Annotated in this window: 18 protein-coding genes and 1 pseudogene; 5 read left to right on the forward strand and 14 right to left on the reverse strand. The window is 51.1% G+C overall.

Annotated elements, in window-relative coordinates; all coding sequences use genetic code 11:
- Positions 1 to 145: 145 nt before the first annotated feature.
- The 9 genes from AC6RNO_RS29750 to AC6RNO_RS29790 form a co-directional block, all read right to left on the reverse strand.
- Complete coding sequence (locus AC6RNO_RS29750) at positions 146 to 562, reverse strand: hypothetical protein (RefSeq protein ID WP_474684522.1); 417 nt, start codon at positions 560 to 562, stop codon at positions 146 to 148.
- Between the two features lie 252 nt (positions 563 to 814).
- Positions 815 to 2668, reverse strand: coding sequence for a stalk domain-containing protein (locus AC6RNO_RS29755; protein ID WP_497107708.1), 1854 nt, complete (start codon positions 2666 to 2668; stop codon positions 815 to 817).
- 266 nt (positions 2669 to 2934) lie between these two features.
- Positions 2935 to 3567, reverse strand: a complete 633-nt coding sequence (locus tag AC6RNO_RS29760) for a hypothetical protein (RefSeq protein ID WP_474684524.1) — start codon at positions 3565 to 3567, stop codon at positions 2935 to 2937.
- A 129-nt stretch (positions 3568 to 3696) separates the two neighbouring features.
- A complete protein-coding gene (locus AC6RNO_RS29765; RefSeq protein ID WP_474684525.1) occupies positions 3697 to 3837 on the reverse strand; it encodes a hypothetical protein in 141 nt (46 codons plus the stop codon).
- Between the two features lie 627 nt (positions 3838 to 4464).
- Positions 4465 to 5679, reverse strand: a complete 1215-nt coding sequence (locus AC6RNO_RS29770; protein WP_497107709.1) for a PatB family C-S lyase — start codon at positions 5677 to 5679, stop codon at positions 4465 to 4467.
- The gene (locus tag AC6RNO_RS29775) at positions 5666 to 6421 is read right to left on the reverse strand and encodes an ATP-binding cassette domain-containing protein (RefSeq protein WP_497107710.1); all 756 of its coding nucleotides are present in this window, start codon (positions 6419 to 6421) and stop codon (positions 5666 to 5668) included. Before AC6RNO_RS29775 ends, AC6RNO_RS29770 begins: the two co-directional genes overlap by 14 nt.
- Before the next feature lie 10 nt (positions 6422 to 6431).
- Complete coding sequence (locus tag AC6RNO_RS29780) at positions 6432 to 7100, reverse strand: amino acid ABC transporter permease (RefSeq protein WP_474684528.1); 669 nt, start codon at positions 7098 to 7100, stop codon at positions 6432 to 6434.
- A gap of 2 nt (positions 7101 to 7102) precedes the next feature.
- Positions 7103 to 7912, reverse strand: a complete 810-nt coding sequence (locus tag AC6RNO_RS29785; protein ID WP_474684529.1) for a transporter substrate-binding domain-containing protein — start codon at positions 7910 to 7912, stop codon at positions 7103 to 7105.
- A 204-nt stretch (positions 7913 to 8116) separates the two neighbouring features.
- Entirely contained in the window at positions 8117 to 9154 is a 1038-nt protein-coding gene (locus tag AC6RNO_RS29790; RefSeq protein WP_474684530.1) for a LacI family DNA-binding transcriptional regulator, read from the reverse strand.
- 157 nt (positions 9155 to 9311) lie between these two features.
- Between AC6RNO_RS29790 and AC6RNO_RS29795 the strand changes: the two genes are divergently transcribed.
- From AC6RNO_RS29795 to AC6RNO_RS29805, 3 genes are all read left to right on the forward strand, one after another.
- Positions 9312 to 10127: an enoyl-CoA hydratase-related protein gene (locus tag AC6RNO_RS29795; protein ID WP_497107711.1), complete on the forward strand. Its 816-nt coding sequence runs from the start codon at positions 9312 to 9314 to the stop codon at positions 10125 to 10127.
- Positions 10128 to 10129: 2 nt separating this feature from the next.
- Positions 10130 to 11719, forward strand: coding sequence for an acyl CoA:acetate/3-ketoacid CoA transferase (locus AC6RNO_RS29800; RefSeq protein ID WP_488438015.1), 1590 nt, complete (start codon positions 10130 to 10132; stop codon positions 11717 to 11719).
- Between the two features lie 355 nt (positions 11720 to 12074).
- Complete coding sequence (locus tag AC6RNO_RS29805; RefSeq protein WP_497107712.1) at positions 12075 to 12935, forward strand: stalk domain-containing protein; 861 nt, start codon at positions 12075 to 12077, stop codon at positions 12933 to 12935.
- A gap of 179 nt (positions 12936 to 13114) precedes the next feature.
- Here the strand turns inward: AC6RNO_RS29805 and AC6RNO_RS29810 are convergent, their stop codons facing one another.
- From AC6RNO_RS29810 to AC6RNO_RS29830, 5 genes and pseudogenes are all read right to left on the reverse strand, one after another.
- Positions 13115 to 14059 carry a hypothetical protein gene (locus AC6RNO_RS29810; RefSeq protein ID WP_497107713.1) on the reverse strand — a complete coding sequence of 315 codons (945 nt, stop codon included), beginning with the start codon at positions 14057 to 14059 and terminating at the stop codon, positions 13115 to 13117.
- Between the two features lie 92 nt (positions 14060 to 14151).
- Positions 14152 to 14250: pseudogene (locus tag AC6RNO_RS29815) on the reverse strand (hypothetical protein); the annotation flags it as partial.
- A 34-nt stretch (positions 14251 to 14284) separates the two neighbouring features.
- Positions 14285 to 15511, reverse strand: coding sequence for an RtcB family protein (locus AC6RNO_RS29820; RefSeq protein WP_497107714.1), 1227 nt, complete (start codon positions 15509 to 15511; stop codon positions 14285 to 14287).
- Between the two features lie 38 nt (positions 15512 to 15549).
- A complete protein-coding gene (locus tag AC6RNO_RS29825) occupies positions 15550 to 17127 on the reverse strand; it encodes a limonene hydroxylase (RefSeq protein ID WP_497107715.1) in 1578 nt (525 codons plus the stop codon).
- A gap of 10 nt (positions 17128 to 17137) precedes the next feature.
- Positions 17138 to 17920: a DNA polymerase beta superfamily protein gene (locus AC6RNO_RS29830; protein WP_497107716.1), complete on the reverse strand. Its 783-nt coding sequence runs from the start codon at positions 17918 to 17920 to the stop codon at positions 17138 to 17140.
- Positions 17921 to 18110: 190 nt separating this feature from the next.
- Between AC6RNO_RS29830 and AC6RNO_RS29835 the strand changes: the two genes are divergently transcribed.
- On the forward strand, positions 18111 to 19421 hold the full coding sequence (locus AC6RNO_RS29835; RefSeq protein WP_497107717.1) for a WCX domain-containing protein: 1311 nt from the start codon (positions 18111 to 18113) through the stop codon (positions 19419 to 19421).
- Positions 19408 to 20235 (forward strand): WYL domain-containing protein, encoded by an 828-nt coding sequence (locus AC6RNO_RS29840; RefSeq protein WP_497107718.1) that lies wholly within the window; start codon positions 19408 to 19410, stop codon positions 20233 to 20235. The genes AC6RNO_RS29835 and AC6RNO_RS29840 overlap by 14 nt, the downstream gene beginning before the upstream one ends.
- Positions 20236 to 20261: the final 26 nt, after the last annotated feature.

Consider the following 20261-nt stretch of genomic DNA (forward strand, 5'->3'; position numbering starts at 1 on the left):
GTTCGTCCTGAGCCAGGATCAAACTCTCCAAAAAGGTGTTACCTTTATTGAAAGCTGAATAGCTCAATTTCAAAGCTGACGAGATTTTGCAATCTCTTGTTTGGGTTGATTGCTCAACCTTGCTTCTTCACTCGTTGTTCAGTTTTCAAAGAACAATTTCTTTCGTTTGCTGCCGTGTTACCGGAGCAGCGAGTAGTAATATACCATGTCTAAATTTCTTTTGCAAGTACTTTTTTAAAAATTCTTTTTCGATCCATCCATGAAGAAAATCAACATATTCAGACCTTGTGTAGAACTTCATAAGTGCTTGCAATGCCTGTCCGTTTGGGGCAGGAGTTATAATATAGCACACATCGTTATAATTATGCAAATTCAAAATTTTGCCTATTTTATGAATCGCTTTAAACGATTTTTTTGTTTCGCTTATAAGCTCGCGCAAATATACGATTGGACGGAATATGCCCGGCGGACTGCGCCCCACGCGATTTAACGAATGGGCGGTCGGCAAACCAGGAAGGAAAAAACTTGCGAAAGTACAGGTCTTTCCTGCGGTGAGGTTCATTTTGGCGAAAAGCCTGCGAAAGTGCCGGAATTTTCAGCGAAAATAAGCCTGAATCCACGTACATAACGAAAAAACTGCACAATTGCAGGAATTCTTCATGTCCAGCGTATCAAGGACGCAAATTCATGTATTTTTGCAGGTTTTCTTCGTGCCGCACTGCCGGGCGGATTGTGGCTATCGGCTCCGGCGTGGGGATTTTTCAACAACCTGAGGCCTTTTTTTTGCAAAAGGCGCTCTTTCTTTCCCTCTACTTTAGTTTAAAATATCAAAATTTATAAACCGTTGCTTCTCCAGCTTGCTTTTCTCCGCGGCCGTTAGCACGGTAACGAAAACTCCCTGATCGATTTGAACCGAAGCAAATTGGTACCCCGTATCGCTGATCATGTTATTTATTTCGACAAGCACACTCGTATCGATAAAATCGTTCAGAAACAAGGGATGTATCGTCCGCTTCTTTCCGGCCAACGTAAAACTGACTGTCAGCGGCCCCTCTTCGGAATCCCAAGACTCCACGATATTTGTGGGCTGAAAGGCGCCGCGGGAGATTTCACTCCATTGCCGCAGCGTCCGCACGTAGCTATCGCTGCCTTTTGCAACATCTGCCTCCGTATCCTCTAGCCATACGCGATCCTTGTCCTGCATAAGAACGTAGAGATCCGCAAATTCGGCATCATACGCCTTGAAATCAAACGGATTCCAGTCATCGCTGACAAAACCTTTATACAATTTCAGAAATTTATCATCGAACTGCTGGCCTGTAAGATCCTTATCCTTTTGAAAAAATCCAGCTTCCCTATAATAGTGAGTCGCATCAAGCAAACGTTCTTGCGGAGTGAAAGAACCGAATTTCTCTTGTCTCTGCTCGAACGCCGGCTTTAGCTCCCGGAATGTTTGGATAGTGTGCTGGTATTCTTTTTCAGCCTCGGAATGATCAGAGTCTCCCGACACCAGCACGATTCGATAGAAGGCGTATTGGCCTTTTATCAAAGTCTGAACAACGTTCAATGTAAGACCTTCGCTCGTCGCATAGGAATAGGAGAATTGAACAGTCTCTTTTCCGTTGGCATTCAACATTTTATCAGTGCTGAAATCCGCATTCAGGTAGGATAAAGAATCTTTTATCGCATCCTCATATTGTTGAAGTGTTTTTATGGATGACGTTTCCGGGAAATCGGACGCCTGCATAATTCGGTTGCCGCCGTTAGCCAAATAAGCCTGAGCGCCCTCAAAAGGCGCCTTCTGGTCGAGCCATTTGCCGCTTACCGTTATTTGAGCGCTTCCATCCCGGCCGACTACGTTTCTCTCGGGCATAAGATGGATGGTGTTCGTCCTGCTTGCCCAAGTAACCCCATAGCCGGACGATTCCCCTACAAAACGAATAGGCACAAAAACGCTGCCGTCCATACGTTTCGAGGCAACCTCAAGCTCTGTTGTTTTGCCGTTTGCAGCAGCTTCCTTATGATTGACCTGCAAGGAAATTCGTATGCTTTCTTTTTCTGCCTGAACGGTTTGCGTTTCTTCATTCCAATGCACGGTAAAACCAAGCTTTTCAAAAAGCGGACGAAACTGCACAAGAGTCGTTCCATCCTCAACGACCGGCGCGCGCTCAAACAAAACCCTATCCCCATTGACCATAACGGCAATTCCCGGGTTACTGCCTGCCTCGGAAAATTTCTCGTTCACGGAGATCCCCGACTGTTTGAACAGTTGAATCAACGAACGGGATTTCCCACTCAGTTTCTCTTCGTCTACATAAAGATTGCGGAGCGAATTCATGGACGCCGCGGCCGATATATCTGTGACAGGATTGTCCGCGATATTGAGCCATTTAATCGGCAATTTGGACAAAGCCGAAATATCCTCGATTTGATTACTATCTGCCAGCAGGTCCGTTAACGAGGTTAATCGGTAGAGGCAGCTGACATCTTTGATATGATTGCCGCTGATTAAAAGCTTTTCCAGGTTGCCTAAGCCCGCAAGGGAGCAAACATTTTCAATCTTATTCCGCTCTAAAGCTACAAAGTCAAGCTGGTACAGCTCCCTAAGCGGACTGACGTCCGAAATTTCCTGGCCGGGCAAAAACAATTCCTTCAAATTATAGGCCATTTCCAGGCCTTTCAGGCTTCTACCTGCGCGCCCCAGAGCCTCGCTGATAAAACGCAAAGGAACAAATATGGAACCTGGATAAATGAAGTTAACCATGTTAATTATAGATACGGACTCGCCGGATGTAAATTATACTTTACAAGAAAACCCGCACTATCGCCCTGAAACCTCTCTGCCGGCGGCTCAACAGCAGCTCTTCAACAAATAAAAGCGCATGCGCGAGGTATTCATCCAGGCACATGCACTTTTTAGGCAAACGGTAATTCCTATGGCTGAAAATAATAGAAAAAATTCAAACCGCCGCATTCCGACGAACCGGCGCTGCCGGCATGAGCATGAATGCGCAAATTGTGCGCGGCGTCATCTTCGATGCTGACGAACCTTTCCGACAAATGAGCCAAGTGCAACAAGGCTTCGCAATCCGCGTCAACGATCATCGTTTTCGCATAGGTCTCGGTATGAAGCGTTTTATAGGGCTTCTCCTGGTCAAACTGCGCTGGCTCCGGTTGTATGCTCATGCCGGCTTTTTCCACAGATCCGAGGGAATCGATGGCTTTCCTGATTTCTTTTGGCCGGATGCGCAGGTGGCGGGAATCGAATAAAACAAGCTCAAGATCGAACTCGCCGACACGATACGAGCCTTTAATCTCATCGGCAGTCCTTGCAGGCGTTCTTTCATTAAACCGCGGCCCCGGCACATAGAACATCACATGAGGCTCTTTAGTTTGAGCTGCAATCAAAAACAAGTCTCTCATAAAAGCGAACCCTTCGCCATTGGCAAGCAGGCTGCGCGAGTCGATGACCGGTTCTCCGAACCACAGCTGGCTCGGCGTTTGAAGAGGTTCCAACACTGTTACATTTTGCTTGTCGATCTGCAAGTGATAGGCTAAAAAGTTCATACCGGCGCTCCAAGGCCCTCTCCTATATAATTTCCATTCAAAATGCTACTCAAATCGTACCACAAAACAGTGCCGTTGAACGAGAATTTTTTTAATGTGGTTAATATTTCGGCAGCATACCCTATCGGCTCAGCGATTCAAAACTTGCAGCGTTGCCTGCCCGAGATCGCCAAGCCGCCACAGAGCAATTTTGTGGTAGCCTGCACGCCGCGAAATATCGATCCACTGGGATAAAGTGACGGAGTCGGCATACCAAACCGTGTGCTTCACGCTGTGATCGTGAACTCACCCACCCCTTGAGCCAGCGCAACTGCTTAGCAACGAGCAAAAAGCCTGTAAATGTGCACTCCCCCCCCCCTAGGGCCGGCGCATCTGCATAGCAACGAGCAAAAAGCCTGCAAAAGTGCAGGTTTTTGCTCGTTGATACGCTGGCCACGAAAAATTCCTGCAATTGTGCAGGCTTTTTGCGGCGAACAGGGGCTCAGATTCATTTTTGGCGAAAATTCCTGCACAATCGCAGGCTTTTCGCCTAAACGAGCCGCAAACAGAGAAAAAGCCTGCACTTTTGCAGGCTTTTCGGGTTGGCTTGGCCAGGAGTCTGCCAGATAAACTCAGCAGAAGGTATGTGTATGCGATATGGCGGATGTTATGCAACGTGAGAGGCATATTTGCAGCCATGATTCAGTGGGGATGCACAAATGCAACTCCGCCCGCCAGACCCCAAGAGCTGGTCGCACCCTACATGACAACACCGAAAATGAGCCCCCCTCCGGCTGCCCAACACACGCCGCAGACCCGATTTTTTCCATTCAGTGGGGTCTACTAGCGCCCGCGGCTGTCATGAGGGTTTTCGCGGGGTTTAAGCCGCCAAACTGCGCGGCTCCGCCCGGCTCTTGCTCATACAGATGATTCCGCGCTTCCTCCCGCCGCAGCCATACGCGCCACTGCCCGTTCGATGTTGGCCAGGGCACCTTCAAGCACTGCTTTCGGAAAAGCGATGTTCATGCGCAAAAAGCCTTCGCCAGCGCCGAATACGGCTCCGTCCCGCAATCCGGCTTTCGCTTCGCGTTCGAAAAAGGCAACCAGCTCCCCCGTCGGCACGTTCAACTTCCTCGCGTCCAGCCACATCAAATACGTAGCTTCCGGCTTGATCAGCTCAAGCTGGGGGATGCGTTCCGCCAAGTACGAAGACAGCAGCTTTACGTTGTCTTCAATATAGGGAACCAATTGGTCGACGTAATATCCGCCTTGGCGATAAGCCGTCTCAAGCCCCAGCACGCCAAAAACGGGCCGATCCAACGCCTTGTTGTTGATCAGACTGATGCGGTACGCTTCACGCACCCGCTCGTTAGGTATAATAACCGCCGCCGCACGCAGCCCTGCAAGATTGAAGGTTTTGCTCGGATTGATGCATACGAGGCAGTTGTCCGCAATTTGCCCGGAAATGGCCGGCAGCGGAATATGCTTGTAAGACGCATATACGAGATCGGAATGAACTTCGTCCGAGACGATGAAGACGTGGTGCCGGACGCACAAGTCCGCGATCCGCTCCAGTTCCTCCCGGGTCCACACTCTCCCGACGGGGTTGTGGGGATGGCACAGAAGCATCAGCTTCGCTCGCGGATGGCTGAGCTGTTTTTCCAAATCGTCGAAGTCGATCTCATACCTGCCCTGCTTCAATTGCAGCTGATTGACCGCCTTCACCCTGCCGCTGTTGTCGATCAAGCTGTGAAAATTATGATAGACAGGCGTCTGGATGACCACTCTGTCGCCTGGATGGGTAAACGTTTGAATCGCGTAAAGCAGCGATGTGCCTACGGAAGGCGCATACTCGACCCATTCCTGCTGTATAAGCCAGGAGAACCGGCTCTCCATCCAATGCTTGACCGCGTCCTGAAAGCTGCCGCTCTCGGCCACGTAGCCGAACGAGCCTTGCAGAGCCCTCGCCGCAAGCGCTTCTGTAATCGGCCTGGCCGTTCGAAAATCCGTTTCCGCCAAATGCATAGGCAGCACGTCGTCCGGGTATAGAGCGTACATTTGAGAATCGGTGCCCCTGCGGTCGATCCGCTCGTCGAAATTGTGCTCAAGCTGCACGGTTCTATCCCCTTCCATCCTTCTCCCCCCGCTGCACCGACGCCAAAAACTTGCGCGTCCGTTCCTGCTTCGGCTGTCCGAACAGGCTTTGCGGGTCTCCCTCTTCCACAATCAATCCGTCCGACATGAAAATGATCCTGTCCGCGATGTCTCTGGCAAAAGCCATTTCATGAGTGACGATGATCAGCGTAGTCTTGTGATCGACAATTGACCGGATGGCCTGCAGCACTTCGCCGACCAGCTCGGGGTCCAGCGCCGAGGTCGGCTCGTCCAGCAGCATGACGGAAGGCTTGACCGCCAAAGCTCTGGCGATCGCGACGCGCTGCTGCTGGCCGCCGGACAACGTCGACGGATAGCTGTCGGCTTTGTGCCCGAGGCCGACACGTTCCAGCAGCCGCCTGCCGATCGCTTCGGCCTCCGGCCGGCTCATTTTTTTGACGATAAGGAGAGACTCCGTCACATTTTGCAGCGCGGTTTTGTTTTTGAACAAATTATAGTGCTGAAAAACCATCGCCGACTTCTGCCGCAAAGCCGAGGCGTCCGACTTCTTCATGCGCCCGCAATCGACGGCGATTTGATCGATCTGAATAACGCCCTTCTCCGGCGTTTCCAGCAAATTCAGGCAGCGCAGCAAAGTCGATTTGCCCGAGCCCGAAGGTCCGATGATGGCCACGACTTCTCCTTGAGCGATCTCAAGATCGATATTTTTCAGCACCGGCAGCTCGCCAAAGCTTTTGCTTAATCCGTTAATTTTTAGCATAACCGAACTCCTATCGATAAGGTCTGTCCAGCACTTTCTCCAGTCTGCCCTGCAGCATCGTCAGCAAAATCGTAACTCCCCAATAAATAAGCGCGACAGCGATATAGCTTTCAAGGAATCTGAAGGAATTGCTGGCCATAATTTTCGTTTGCGCGAAAATATCGGAGACGCCTACCGTAAAGGCCAGGGACGATTCCTTGATCAGCATGATCAAATAGTTGCTCATCCCCGGAACGGCGATTCTGATCGTTTGCGGCAGCACAACTCTGCGCAGCCCCTGCCAGCGGGTCATTCCGACCGACAGGCAGGCCTCCATCTGGCCCGGATCGACCGAGTTCATCGCTCCTCTGAATTCCTCGGCCAAACTCGCGGCATTTTTAAAGCTCAACGCAATAATGGTCGCCGTGACCGCATTAATAATGCTGATTTCGGGAAAAATTTGCGGGATACCGAAATAAAAAATAAACAGCGTAACCAGCGTAGGAACCGATCGGAAAAAGGAAATGTAAATATTGGCCAGCGGCGTCAAAACTTTAACGTTATTTCTAATGATGACTGCCAGCACCAAGCCAAGGATCGAGGCAAAAAGCATCGATGCAATGGCCAGCAGCAGCGTCATGGGCAAATACTTCAGCAGCTCCGGGACGGCCTTGAACAGAAATTCAAGATCGAAACTCATCGTCAGTGCGCCTTACTGATATCTTGCTTCAACCATTTATTGGATATTTCGCTTAATGTTCCGTCCTTGGCCAACTCGTCCAACGCCTTGTTAAACGCTTCCTTCTGCGTATTGCCTTTGTCGTTTTTCGGGAAAGGGAACGCTTCCTCGTACGTGTATACAGGGTCTCCGGCAAGCTTGAGCGGCAGCCCGGAATTATCAATCAAAAGCTGCGCGCCGGCGCGGTCCATAATATAGGCGTCGAGGCGGCCGAGAGCAACGTCTTTCATAATCGCGCTCGGGTCTTCATAGGTAACGATGTTCAGCTCTTTGTTCGGATCGTTCTCTCTCAGGTACGTTTCTTTGCTCGTTCCGACATTGACGCCGATTTTTTTGCCTTTCAAGTCTTTGAGCGACTGGATGGAATTGTCTTCCTTGCGGACGATAAGCTGAGCGCCGGAGTAAATATACGTTTGCGAGAACGAATATTTGTCCTTGCGTTTGGCATTCGCTTCCACCTGGTTGGCGATCGTATCGATTTTGCCGGAATCCAGCATGCCGAACAAACCGGTCATGTCGGCCGTCGTCCACGTTACTTTGGTATAACCGAGCTTTTTGGCAATAGCTTCCGTCACAGCGATATCATATCCTTCCAGCACGTTGGAACTGTTTTTGATAGAAAAGCCGATGCTCACCCCGTAGGTGCCGACCCGCAGTTCCTTCTCTTCCGTTTTGCCGGCGGCATTTCCGGAATCCGCCGGTTTTCCGCAGGCGCTAAGCAGTAACAGCATGGCCGTGCAAACTACAAGTATTCCCCTTTTTGACTTCAACATCTCTTCATCACCCTTCGTCCCATAGATCGATCTACTAAAAGCGAAAAAAATTTTCGAGCTGTTTCCGGGCTCATGATGCCCTCCTGGATGCCGATTCCCCCTTCATCCAAAAGCTGAAATATCATTTCCTATTAGTTTTATTGGAATTGATAATAGCAAGTTCAAATTTTAAAGTCAACAACATAATTTCATAGGGCGCATTCTTCAATGCGCACCCATGAAATTTGTGGAAGAATCGCGGACGACAAGCCGCGGCGGCACGATGATGCGCACCGCATCATGTTCCCCTTCTCCCGCTAATCTTTGGTGCAGCAGCTCGGCGGCTTCCACTCCCCATTGCTCCAATCCGATCGCAACGGATGTGAGCCCGGGATTGGAGGTCGCGGCCTCCTTGATGTCGTCAAAGCCGACCAGCGCCAAATCTTTGCCGGCGGCCAATCCGATCGACTGCAGCCCCGCTATCGCCCCCAATGCGACGATATCGTTATGGCACAAGGCGGCTGTCGGCGGCCTGTCGCCCCGCATCATTTCAATAACGGCGGTCATGCCGCCCTCCCTCGTTGGAATGCTCGGAACAACGAGCGATTGTTCAAACTGAATGCCGCATTCCGCGAGTGCGTCGAGATAGCCTTCCAGCCGCTCTTCGTAGGCCGAAGTGTTCGGCACCCCTCCGATAAATGCGATTCTGCGGTGTCCCTGGTCCGCCAAATGGCGAACCGCCTGCTTCGTTCCCAGCCTGAAATCGGTGCCGATGTAGTCGGCAGGCGCGCCGGTAATTTCCCGGCCAATCAGCACGCAGGGCACCTTCAATTTCTCCAGCCGCGTAAATATGTCCATCGAAGTGTCGGCTACCGGCGCCATAATAATCCCACACACCCGATGCTCCAGCATCGTTTCCAGCACGCGCTGCTGCTTGCTTTCCGATTCGACCGTCATTCCCAGCAGCATCGTGTAGCCCTTCTCGTCCAAGTTGTCCTCGACGCTCGCCAGCAGCTCCGAGAAAAACGGGTTTCCGATGTTTGTGATGATTACGCCTACCGTAGAAGAACGTCTTGAACGAAAACTGGCGGCAACCCGATCGTATACATAGCCGAGCTTGTTCATCGATGCGTATACTTTTTTCTTCGTTTTGTCGGGGATTGTGCTGCTGCCCCGGATGACCAGAGATGCAGTAGAACGAGACACGCCGGCATCCCTGGCTACATCTTCAAGTGTAATACGCTTTTGAAAATCCTCCCCCACTGTTCGCACACCTCCGTCTAAAAAGTATAGTACATTACTGTGTATTTTGAAAATGTTTTCATTGAATCATTTGCCCGTCCACGTTATTGTTGACACGATTGTTTGGCTGTATTTATAATATAACCTAAACTAGATCGATCCAGTAAGGTGGTTCATAATGAACAATAAACCAAGTATTGAATTCAGAAAAGAAGGTTATGTAGGCATTATCCGCTTCGACAACCCTCCTCTGAATTTGGGAACGAACGGCGGCCTTCATTATTTGGAGGAAATTTTTGCGAATATCGAAGCCGACCGGGAGCTGCGCGTCGTCATCCTATGCGCCGCAGGCAAAGTATTTTCGGCGGGATCGGATATGAAAGAAATCGGCGAGCATCTGAATGCAGGCACTTACGTCAGCGCCAAAATGGAAGCGGAAATCCGGCTGCGCACTCGCCTTTCCATGCTCCCTATCCCGACGATAGCGGCTTTGGACGGCTCCGCTTACGGCGGGGGCTTCGACTGGGCGCTCAGCTGCGACATGCGCGTAGCAGCGCCGCATATCGTGCTCAGCCTGCCCGAAGTCAACATCGGCTCTTTTCCCGGCAGCGGGAGCGCCTACCGGTTAACCCGCCTGATCGGGGCGGGCAGAGCGCTGGAGCTCATGCTGTTCGCGAAGCAAATGACGGCGCAGGAAGCTCTGGAGCTCGGCGTCGTCAATGCGATTGCGCAGGAAGGAACGGCTTACGAGCTCGCCCTGGCATGGGCGGAAGAGATCGCCGCCAAATCCGCCACAGCGACCCGGGCCGTCAAAGCGGCGGTCAGCGGCATTTTCAGCCCCAGCCAGCCATGGATGGACCAGCTGCAAATGGATATTTCCCAGATCGTATCTGAAAGCGCGGATTTTCGGGAAGGCATGCAAGCTTTTTTTGAAAAGCGGCCTCCCCGCTTTGAAGAGCCGCCGCCAATAACTTCCACGAAGGAGAATAACTAGCCGTGAACGCAATCTCTCACAAAAGAACGGGCCCCGTTCCAGTGCTTAGCCCGGAAGAAGCGGTTCAGCTTATTCCCGACGGGGCGACCGTTGCCATCAGCGGGGCCGGGGGCGGAATCGTCGACCCCACCCATATCATCGAAGCGCTGGCCAACCGTTATCGCCAGGAGCAGAAGCCGAGTGGCCTGACGTTCCTGCATACGACCGGACTCGGAGACCGGGCCGACCGCGGGATGAGTCCGCTGGCCATTCCCGGCCTGTGCGCCAGAGCCATCGGCGGGCACTGGGGACAGTCGCCGCGAATGTCCGAACTGGCCGAGTCCAACCAAATCGAGGCTTATTGTTTTCCGCAAGGCGTCATTGCGCAGTTGTTTCGCGCTACCGCTGCCGGGCATCCGGGCATTCTCTCCCATGTCGGGCTCGGTTCTTTCGTCGATCCCCGCCAGCAGGGCGGCAAGCTGAACGAGCGGACTACCAAGGATTTGGTCCGGCTGATGGAGCTTGACGGCAAGGAATGGCTGTTCTACCCGTCCATTCGCCCGAATGTCGCCATCATCCGGGGGACGACTTCGGACACCGACGGCTACATCAGCATGGAGGACGAACCTGCGTTCCTCGATGTGCTGAGCATCGCGCAAGCTACCAAAAACAGCGGCGGAATCGTCATCGTGCAGGTGCAGCGAATGGTGCAAGCCCGCTCGATTCACCCCAAATCCATAAAAATCCCGGGCTTTCTCGTTGACGCCGTCGTGGTCGTCCCTGATCAGCAGCAAACGTACGAAACGGCCTCCAACCGCTTTATGAGCGGCGATCTTATCGCCGTGCCGGACGACATCAAGCCGCTTCCGCTCACCGAGCGAAAAGTGATTGCCCGGCGCGCCCTGATGGAAGCATCTCCAGGCGATGTGGCCAATCTGGGCGTCGGCATTTCGGACGGCGTCGGTTTCGTTGCCGCGGAGGAAGGAATCAGCGATCAGCTGACCTTTACCGTAGAGCTGGGCCCGATCGGCGGAACGCCGGCCAAAGGCATTATTTTCGGCGCGACGATCAGTCCCCGGGCGGTTATCGACCAGCCCTATCAATTCGACTTTTACGATGGCGGCGGACTCGATACGAGTTTCCTGAGCTTTGCCGAAATCGACCAGGCGGGCAACGTGAACGTTCATAAGTTTAACGGCAAAATCATGGGCGTAGGCGGTTTTATCGATATCGCGCAAAATTCCAAAAAAGTCGTTTTCAGCGGCACTTTTACGGCCGGAGGGCTCAAAACTTCCATGGTTGACGGCAAGCTGAACATCGATCAGGAAGGCCGGTTCCGTAAAATCGTACCGCAATTATCGGATATATCTTTTAACGGCTCCGAAGCCGCCAAAATCGGCAAAGAGGTTGTATATATTACGGAGCGCGCCGTTTTCAGGCTGACCCCGCAAGGTCTCATGCTCTGCGAAATTGCGCCCGGAATCGAGCTGGAACGCGACATTTTGTCCCATCTGGCATTTAAGCCACTCATTTCCCCCGATCTCAAGCAGATGGACGCCAGGCTGTTCGCGCCTTCGCTTATGCATCTGAAAGCCGATTGGGGCACCGCATAACGATAGATCATTTGGAAAAACACCCTGATTCCCAGGGTGTTTTTGTTTTGTTTTGATCTCCCCTGCGTAGCTTTACAACGATTTTATGGCCGCCTGCGCGGCAGGCATCCATTTTGCGGCGGTGGCTGGCGCTTATGTTTTTGCCGCTAAGAATAGCCCCTTTCTCCGGGTGGATTGGTATATAGATTTGCAGGTATGAAGCGCCTGGGACTACATGGCACACAATTTGGATGTCGAATGATGCAGGTATTTATTGTAATATGTAGAATACGATTTTAATGCAACTCTAGAACCATGATCAGGGTTCTGCCAACAGAGTACGATGCATAATACGTTTTACGGGGAGAGTTGAAAGATGAAAGTAGTTTTAACGAAGAAAGTCTTGGTAAGCATGATAGGAGCAATATTGACTTTGGGCATTGCAGCAGGCGCATATGCCGATTCCGCTTTGAAGCAAGTTACAGCTTATCAAAATGCTAATCTGCAAGTTAAGGTGAACGGCAAACAAATCGACCAGTCAAGTGAAGACGGGACTATGTACCCATTGGTTTATGACGGGCACAGCTATGTATCCGCCAAAGGTCTTGCGGAAGCGATGGGCGGTAAAGTGTCCTATGACGAAGCGACGAAAACCGTTCATGTATCAACAAACGGATACGTGCCTCCGGCCTCCGGGGAGCCGACTAAAGACAATACTTCTTCGTCAGGGAAAAGTTCATCCGGTGCAAGTTCCAACACTAGTACTCAATCCGGAAATTATACGACCAAATTGCCTGCCGATTATTCTGCAGACGCTACTGTTGGTGCGATGAAACCTCTCGCGTTGGATCTGCTCAAAAAGTATGCTGCGGCGTTGAAATCGGGGGATACATCCGAGCTGGAAAGTTTCTATAACAAAACGGTTTGGTACGATAAAGATAACGGAATTACTGATTCTCACAATTACAAAGAAAAGATGGTCAAAGATATCAAAGCACTCCGAGATGCCAATGATGCTGACACCATCGCTAAATGGGCCAGTGAAATTCAAAATTCCTCAATATCGGATTTAGAAATTTTTTATAACGAGAAGCTGGATAATATCGGTGTTTTTCAATTTAATTTAAAAGTTTCCGGATTTTCTGCATATAGTCACCCGTTTATTTCCTTGGACTTCCAAAAACCTTTTCATGATGAAACGGTGTATAAACTGGGATCTATGCGTGTAGCATTGTAACCATGGCAGGACAAAATCGAAAATAGGCCACCTGCCCAAGGGGAACGCCATGTAATGGGCCGTTCCCCTTACAGGCTATGGCTTGGTAATTATAAAAGCCAGCCACCACTTAATACCAAACATTTTTTCGATACCTGCAAAAGTATCAGGGTAGGCTCTACCAACTTAAACAGGTCTTATCAACGATATACTCCGCGTTTGTGAGTACGTGCTTCCAATACCTTCTCTCGGATTGAGATCCGTTGCTCTTCATTAACTGCTATAATTCTCTCCTGTCTTCGCAAATGATACGAGATTCGTTTCAGAAGAATACGCAAACCCTCTGTATGGGAATGCCCTTTAAATAATATCCACCGAAACGTATATCCTACTAAGAGAGTCACGACAAGAACAAGGGCTGCAACTTTGGCAAGATCAATAGCTATCCAAAATCCACTTGATAATTGAATATCTGCTTGATGTTTCTGCAGTTCCCAGTTATTGCGGAACTGGTTATAGTTATCGAGGATTGAAAAGGACAACAATCCAAAAAGAGATAGTGGATAAGAAAGCTTCCATTGTGCGCGTGTATTGTCCACTTCCACTTCTTCAGCTATAATATCAATTTCTTCAGATATATCGATATTTTCTTTAATTAGAAATTCCATCAAGTTATGATAGCGTAGATCCTGCAGCCATTCAAAAAAATTATAAGATTCGATCCCATAGCGTTTTTTCCGTATTTCTCCCCAAATCATGCTTGTAATTAGAATCACTAGACCAACTAGCATAATGAAGGCAAAATTGGCGTTTTGAGTTTTATCCAGGCTCTGTAACATGGCAGCTGACACCATGATTCCACCCCCACTAGAAAATGCAAGCATAGGAATTCGAATATACCTGAATTGGGATTTATCTTTGAGTCCGAGTAAAGCCAGCCCTGATAAAAATAACATCGCCCCGATAAAATTAATACTGACAAGCCAAACAGATAAATGATAGAAATTACTTGCAATATTTAAACCCAATAAGATAAGCAGCCCTACTATGACCATCATCACTTCGCGCCAGCTTGGATTAAATATCAGCTTTCGTGCAGTCAATTCGTACTTATAGTATTGAACTATTTTTTGTTTATCATCCATTATTATCCATCCTCTGTCGCCAATTACGATCTCATTTTGGGTTTCATAATTCGACATAATTTTCGCACTATATTGGGTAAAACTATATCCGCATAAGCGATTCCTTTGCGAATGGTGCGAAGCTTCATGCCGGAATTCGGGTTTTTCTTAATGAGAAAAGAAAACTGCGGATTGCTGGACTTAATAGCCATTTGTGCCTTTCCTTTGAAAGTCGACCGTTCTGTTTTAATCCTTATACGGATCAAATTCATCCGCTCCCGCCATGCAGACGCCGATCGGCTTCAGAACGTGCATAACCTCGATTGTTTCGGCATGAGCATCCAGCACTTCTTGGAGCTTCCTGTACACAAACGGGCTCTCGTCCGTACCGGCGCCGCGGAGCTCGACGCCAAAGCTGCGAACGGCATCCAGCATTTGCGCCGTGGAGATTTGTCCGCCGCTGCGGGCGCGGGTCTTCCAATTCATTTTGCCTGCCGCCTGCGTCCGGCTCATAATGCGGCCCGCTCCATGAACGGTGCTGTAGTAAGCGTCGCGGTTCTCCGCAGTATCCTTGCCTTTTACGATCACGGAGATGTCCCCCATGCTGCCGCCGATAAAGCCAAGCTGCCCCGGCGCGGACGGCGTCGCTCCCTTGCGGACCACAACCGCTTCCTTCCCGTTATGCGTCTCTTTCCAGGCAAAATTATGATGATTGTGGACTTCAAAATCCGCTTCCGTCCCCAGCATCGACAGTACTTCTTGAATGACATAATCGCGTCCGGCATATGCGTACCGCCCGGCGAGCTTCATCGCGCGGTAATACATATCGCCGAGTTCGCCGCTTAAATCGAGCAGCACGGGAGGCTGATCCATCTTCTCGCCGGGGGCGTTATCCAAAAACCCTCTGCCGGCCGCCAGATTGATGAAACCGCTGGCCGTTTTATGCCCGAAGCCGCGGCTTCCAAAATGGTTGCCGATCCATACCAGGCCCGTATCCGGTTCTACGAACAAGTCGACAAAATGGTTACCGCTGCCGACGGTGCCGAGCTGGCTCCGGGCCAGAGTTTTCAGCTTGTCGTGCTCCTGCTTCCCGACCGCCTCGTAAACCGCCCAGTCCGGGTCGTCGAACAGGTCGTGATCGACCTTTTCATTATTGACGCGGCCTACGCCGAACGAGATTTTGCGCGCTATTTCGTCCATGACGGCTGCCAGCCTGGGCAGCACATCTTCCGCAGTCAGCTTCGTCCGCACCGCTTTGTTCCCGCATGCGATATCGTACCCTACGCCGGAAGGGGAAATCTGCCCGTCATACACGACGACACCGCCGATCGGCTGGCTGTATCCTTTGTGATGATCGGCCATAAGCAGCGCTTGGACGACATTCCCGGTCTTTGCGCACGTTTTGGCTTGGTCTAGCGCACCTTCGTCGGGTTTCCCCCAGACAAGTACGCCGTCTATATTTTGATATGCCATAAAACTCAACTCCTATAATAAATGACTGCAGCTCCAGCTTATATGTTTCTTGCTTCCCGCAGCTTTTGAATACGTTCCCGCACCGACTCGTTCGGTTCGATTTCCGCCAGCCGCGTCAGCGCCTCGACAAGCTCATTTCCCCATGAAGCAAGCTCCCAGGCTTCCAACGCTTTAAGCGCCATATTCCGGTTACGGGTCACCGGACTGTTCAAACCTGCAGCAATCAATTCTCTTCCGAACCCGGCATGCCTGTCCAAACTTTGCAAAATGCTGTCGAGGCACGAATGCGCCGCATACTCCTTGCCAAATCCCATTTCATCTTCGGGGCCTGTGGCGATTTGCCGCAGCGGCAGCCGGATTTCGGCGAACTGAACGAGCCGGCGGATTCTATCCGGATTTTCCGATTTCATCAGCTCCAAATAGTGCGCATCCTGAATCGGATTGTCCGCAAGCTGCGAGAAGAGCAGCTCCCATATATCGATGCCCAGTTTCGCAGCGCAAATCACGCCATAGTGACGGCCGAAAGAATCGCCCGATGCGACCGCATCCAGAACCATGCCGCTCCATCGGGCCTGAGCGATAATCGTTCGGCAAGCCTCCGCCTGCTCGCTTCTCAACTGCTCTGTCCAACCGTTTGCTCTTCGCCGCTCCCACGCAGAATCGGCTTCCGTCAAAAATTCAAGAATACTCAAAACCGCCGACAACTGCTTCAAGGTGCCGCACATGGTTCCGGCCAACCTCAAATAATCGGACATCGTCTGTGGCGCATCCTCATAATCATCGATGTTTTCAGCCGGGCCTCCGTATAGCAGCGCTCGAATGATATCGGTCGCGCCTTCAAATAAATCGCGGTCTACCGTGCTCGATGAGAGAGCTTCGCGCAAGTTCCCGTTGCGGGCACAAATGCAAGCTAAATATTCGTTCATCACGCTGTTCTGACAGCCTTTGCGCACTAACCAGTCCCGAATCTCCCGGGTGCTCGGCTCCAGCCTCTCGACGATCTGAATTTTCCCCCAGCCGTTAACGCTTTTCGCCAGATCAAAAAGAACGTTGTTGCTGTCCTCCATCCCGTTTCGAATAGCGACTGCGGCATAAAGGGTAAATTCGTCATGCTTGCCGAGAGTGAGAAGCAGCTCCTTCTCCTGTTCAATTGCAAAAAGACCGAGCAGCGCGATGCCAAGCTTGACCGGATTGCGGTGTGCCGCGTTTTCCGCCAGCCATTTGGCCTCTATATACAGTTCATCGGGCCGGACGCCCGGATGCTTGCGCACCCCGTCCAACACATCGTCGATCATACTTCCTATATCCGCACCGATGAGCTTGGAATAAACAGCCTTTCGCCCGCTATGCCCAGGCTTTCGGGTCTGTTTGGCCAGCAAATGAACCAGTTCTTGCACCTCTTGGGTCTTGCTGCTTGGAACGGAGTGATGCCCCATCGCCCCATCCAAAGCGCCGGCTGCCCAGCGAAGTTGGCCCCCTGCCCAAAATTGCTCGTCGTCCGGCAAAGAACCGCCGACAACCTGCCCATGTTCGCGGATTTGCGCTTGAATGTAAGCGTAGATAGAGATCTTATCCGCCCAAGGCGCTTCCTTCGCTTTATTAAAAAAGATTAACATATTCATCACCTTAATCCCATATTTCCTTTAATACCGCCCGGAACAATTCGTCCAGCCGATGATCCTGATCGCCGGCAGAAGCAGGCATGCCGGATGCGGCCCGTTCGTAATAAGCTATTCTTTCCTCCAAAAATTCATTGATCGGATGGATTCTTGGCTCATAGTCCAATTCGTCGCCCGCTATTTTACGAGCCAACAAATCCAGGATCACCGCCCTTAGCTCGCTGCCTTCGGGCACCAAATCGTCAACCAGCGTTTGGAACCGGGTGGGCGGCATCGTGTTGTGCTTCTCCATCCATTCGCATGCCAGAACCGGGCGCAGCACGTAAAAATATTTTTTGATTTTGACCTGCTCGCCCTGCAAATATTCCCGAAAGTTCCCTTTCGCCATATGCAGATAATGATGCATGCAGGATTTTGGCGAAAAAGTCAGCGGAGAGATGCCCCGGATTTGCTCGGCGACCGAGCCGTTCTCCATATAGACGATCGGGGATTGCAGCCACTCCAGCAGCGGCGGGTTCGATTTGCGAAACAGATTCAAAGCTTTTTTCAGGTCCCAACCGTTTATATCGAGCATATCGCTGATCGGCCTCTCGATGACATCCCGCTTCTCGAAAATGGACAAATACCATTCCACCGGCCTGATATATAAAAATCTTACGTCATAATCGCTATCCTGCGACGGGAACCCCCATGCCCGGCTGCCTGACTCGCAAGCGTATAAAATCCGGACGTTTTCTTCCCTTTCGATCCGCTTCAACAGTTCCACAATTTGCCTCCGATACTCAGGCATACGGTGCACCCTCCCTTATCCGTTTTATCCAGGCTTTCACCGTTCGGTGCCGGCCTCCTGAACTATCTTCGCCGATTTTCGTACAATCGAACATGGCAAAAGTATTACGACGGCAGAAAGATTTCCATTTCGCCCCAATCCAACCCCTGTTACAATAGAGAAAGGCACGTTGATTGAACGGAGGATTATAGTGGCCAAGGAAAGCTTCGATAAAGAGATCCAATTTCTGCGCATGCTCGTGCTGACAAGCGGCGCGTACAGCAGACAGCAATTCGCTGAACGGCTGGGCATTTCCGTACATACCTTCGACAAAACGCTCCGGCGGCTCAAAGAAATCGTGAACACCATATATAGGCAGCTGCCGCAGGAGCAGGGCAAAGAATTTGCCGAATCGATCCGCTTCAGCTACTACGAGTCGACCGATCCGATGCTGTTGTTCCTGTTTCGCGCCAAATCCTTGAAGGAATCCGAATCTCACAGAGTCTCGCTGCTCCTGGCGGCTTTGAACGAACAAGCGCTGACGACTATGGAGCTTATGGACATTTGCTGCAGCGGTTTAAGTTCCGATCTCCCCCTCCCTGATGAAAAGACGATCCGGTCGGATCTCAAATATTTGGAAGAGGTCGGCGTGATCAAAAGGGAGCCCGGGGCCCGCCCCTACCGGTACCGGCTTCAAAACGACCTGATCCGGGAATTGTCGGATGAGGAGCTTTTTGATCTGTATGATTTTGTGGACGTTATGGCAAACACGCAGGTGCCTTCCGTGCAAGGCTATTTGCTGCGCGACGGGTTGAAGAAACAATTTATGCGCAATCAAGCGGAAAAGCATGCTATCGAGCCATTTTTATATAAGTATCACTATTACTCGCGGATTTTGGATGAAGCGCATCTGTTCACGCTCCTGAGCGCCATCCGCGGCCGCCGCAAAGTCCGATTTTTGTATTTCTCGCCCAAAGCCGATAAAAGCTACGCCTCCAAGAACACCAACCCTCTGTTCGAGCGCGAAACGGAAGGCAAAATGGAAACGACGCTTCCGCTGAAGGTCGTCTACGATCATCAGTACGGACGGTGGTATTTGCTCGCGAGCGGCAGAGAGGGCGTTCGGAAATACCGTATGGAGGGCATGACTCAGATCGAAGAAGATGAAGTTGTCGCAGAGGATTTGTTTAAGGAGAAGACAACCGATTTGGAGGCAAAAATCAAGTACAGCTGGCTGATCGATACCGGACGGCCGGTGACGGTGCGCGTCCGATTTTACAATCCTGACAGCCTGGAGCCCAATTTCATTAAAGAGCGCGTCCTGCTGCAAGGACAATGGGGGCAAATCGTGTATGAGGATGAGCATTCTTTTATATTTGAAATTACCGTTAACGGAACTACCGAAATTAAGCCATGGCTGCGAAGCTTCGGGTCAAGCTGCGAAATTTTGGAGCCGGTCCGGTTCCGCCGGGAAATGATTGCCGAATGGAAGGAGATTCAAGCGTACTATGAATCTTTTTGAAAAAATCTTCAACTACCAGATCATCTCCCGGCTGGAGGATTCCGGTACGTTCATGGTCACCTCGCACGAAAGGGCTTGGCTGAAAACGATGCTGGAGCATCCCGCTGCGGCCAAGGCTTTCACTGCCGGAACCTTGGAAAAGCTGCGCTCCCTGCTTGAACCCGATCCCGTCATGGATATTTCGGAACACCTGATCGAAAAAGCGAGAAGCATGGAGAAACAAGTCTACCACCCGCTCCTCCGCACTTTACGCCGCTGTATGACGAATAAGAGCGGGGTTCGAATCACTTACTCGATCAAGGGCGGGCGAGTGAATTCGGACCATTCGGGGCTGCCGTACAAATTGGAATACTCCATGGTCAAAAGAGAATGGTACCTGCTGTGGTACCACCTCCGGCATCATGCGTTGATGAGCACCAGACTGACGAACATTGTCTCCGTCTCGGCAGAGCCTGTCGAGCAGGCGGAAGCAGACGCCATCTTCGCCAAAATCAGCCGGACGCTCGACTCGCGCAAAGCCGAAGCCGTCATCGGAGTGGTCCGCGAATACAACAGAGAATTGTCGCGCATCCTTTATGCCTTCTCCTGCTTCGAAAAGGATGTCGAGTACGACGCCGGGAACGACGTTTATCAAGTCAGGATATGCTTGCTCGAAGACGAATACGAATATTTGCTCTCCAAAATCCGTTTCCTCGGCAAGCGGGTCCGGGTTATCCAAGGCGATTATCTGAAAAAGCGGATGCTGGAATCGTCAACAAAAGCGCTGGAGCGGTATGGTGTTATGCAATCCGAAGAAGAGGAGCTTTCTTCGTAAAAATTACAGCAGCGGGGCCGCGGGCC

The organism is Paenibacillus sp. sgz302190 (genome assembly GCF_059820445.1).

Bases quoted from the DNA above. Each gene is read 5' to 3' on its own strand.
- AC6RNO_RS29750 (WP_474684522.1), bottom strand. From the start codon at position 562: ATGAACCTCACCGCAGGAAAGACCTGTACTTTCGCAAGTTTTTTCCTT.
- AC6RNO_RS29755 (WP_497107708.1), bottom strand. From the start codon at position 2,668: ATGGCCTATAATTTGAAGGAATTGTTTTTGCCCGGCCAGGAAATTTCG.
- AC6RNO_RS29760 (WP_474684524.1), bottom strand. From the start codon at position 3,567: ATGAACTTTTTAGCCTATCACTTGCAGATCGACAAGCAAAATGTAACA.
- AC6RNO_RS29770 (WP_497107709.1), bottom strand. From the start codon at position 5,679: ATGGAAGGGGATAGAACCGTGCAGCTTGAGCACAATTTCGACGAGCGG.
- AC6RNO_RS29775 (WP_497107710.1), bottom strand. From the start codon at position 6,421: ATGCTAAAAATTAACGGATTAAGCAAAAGCTTTGGCGAGCTGCCGGTG.
- AC6RNO_RS29780 (WP_474684528.1), bottom strand. From the start codon at position 7,100: ATGAGTTTCGATCTTGAATTTCTGTTCAAGGCCGTCCCGGAGCTGCTG.
- AC6RNO_RS29785 (WP_474684529.1), bottom strand. From the start codon at position 7,912: ATGTTGAAGTCAAAAAGGGGAATACTTGTAGTTTGCACGGCCATGCTG.
- AC6RNO_RS29795 (WP_497107711.1), top strand. From the start codon at position 9,312: ATGAACAATAAACCAAGTATTGAATTCAGAAAAGAAGGTTATGTAGGC.
- AC6RNO_RS29805 (WP_497107712.1), top strand. From the start codon at position 12,075: ATGAAAGTAGTTTTAACGAAGAAAGTCTTGGTAAGCATGATAGGAGCA.
- AC6RNO_RS29810 (WP_497107713.1), bottom strand. From the start codon at position 14,059: ATGGATGATAAACAAAAAATAGTTCAATACTATAAGTACGAATTGACT.
- AC6RNO_RS29820 (WP_497107714.1), bottom strand. From the start codon at position 15,511: ATGGCATATCAAAATATAGACGGCGTACTTGTCTGGGGGAAACCCGAC.
- AC6RNO_RS29825 (WP_497107715.1), bottom strand. From the start codon at position 17,127: ATGTTAATCTTTTTTAATAAAGCGAAGGAAGCGCCTTGGGCGGATAAG.
- AC6RNO_RS29830 (WP_497107716.1), bottom strand. From the start codon at position 17,920: ATGCCTGAGTATCGGAGGCAAATTGTGGAACTGTTGAAGCGGATCGAA.
- AC6RNO_RS29840 (WP_497107718.1), top strand. From the start codon at position 19,408: ATGAATCTTTTTGAAAAAATCTTCAACTACCAGATCATCTCCCGGCTG.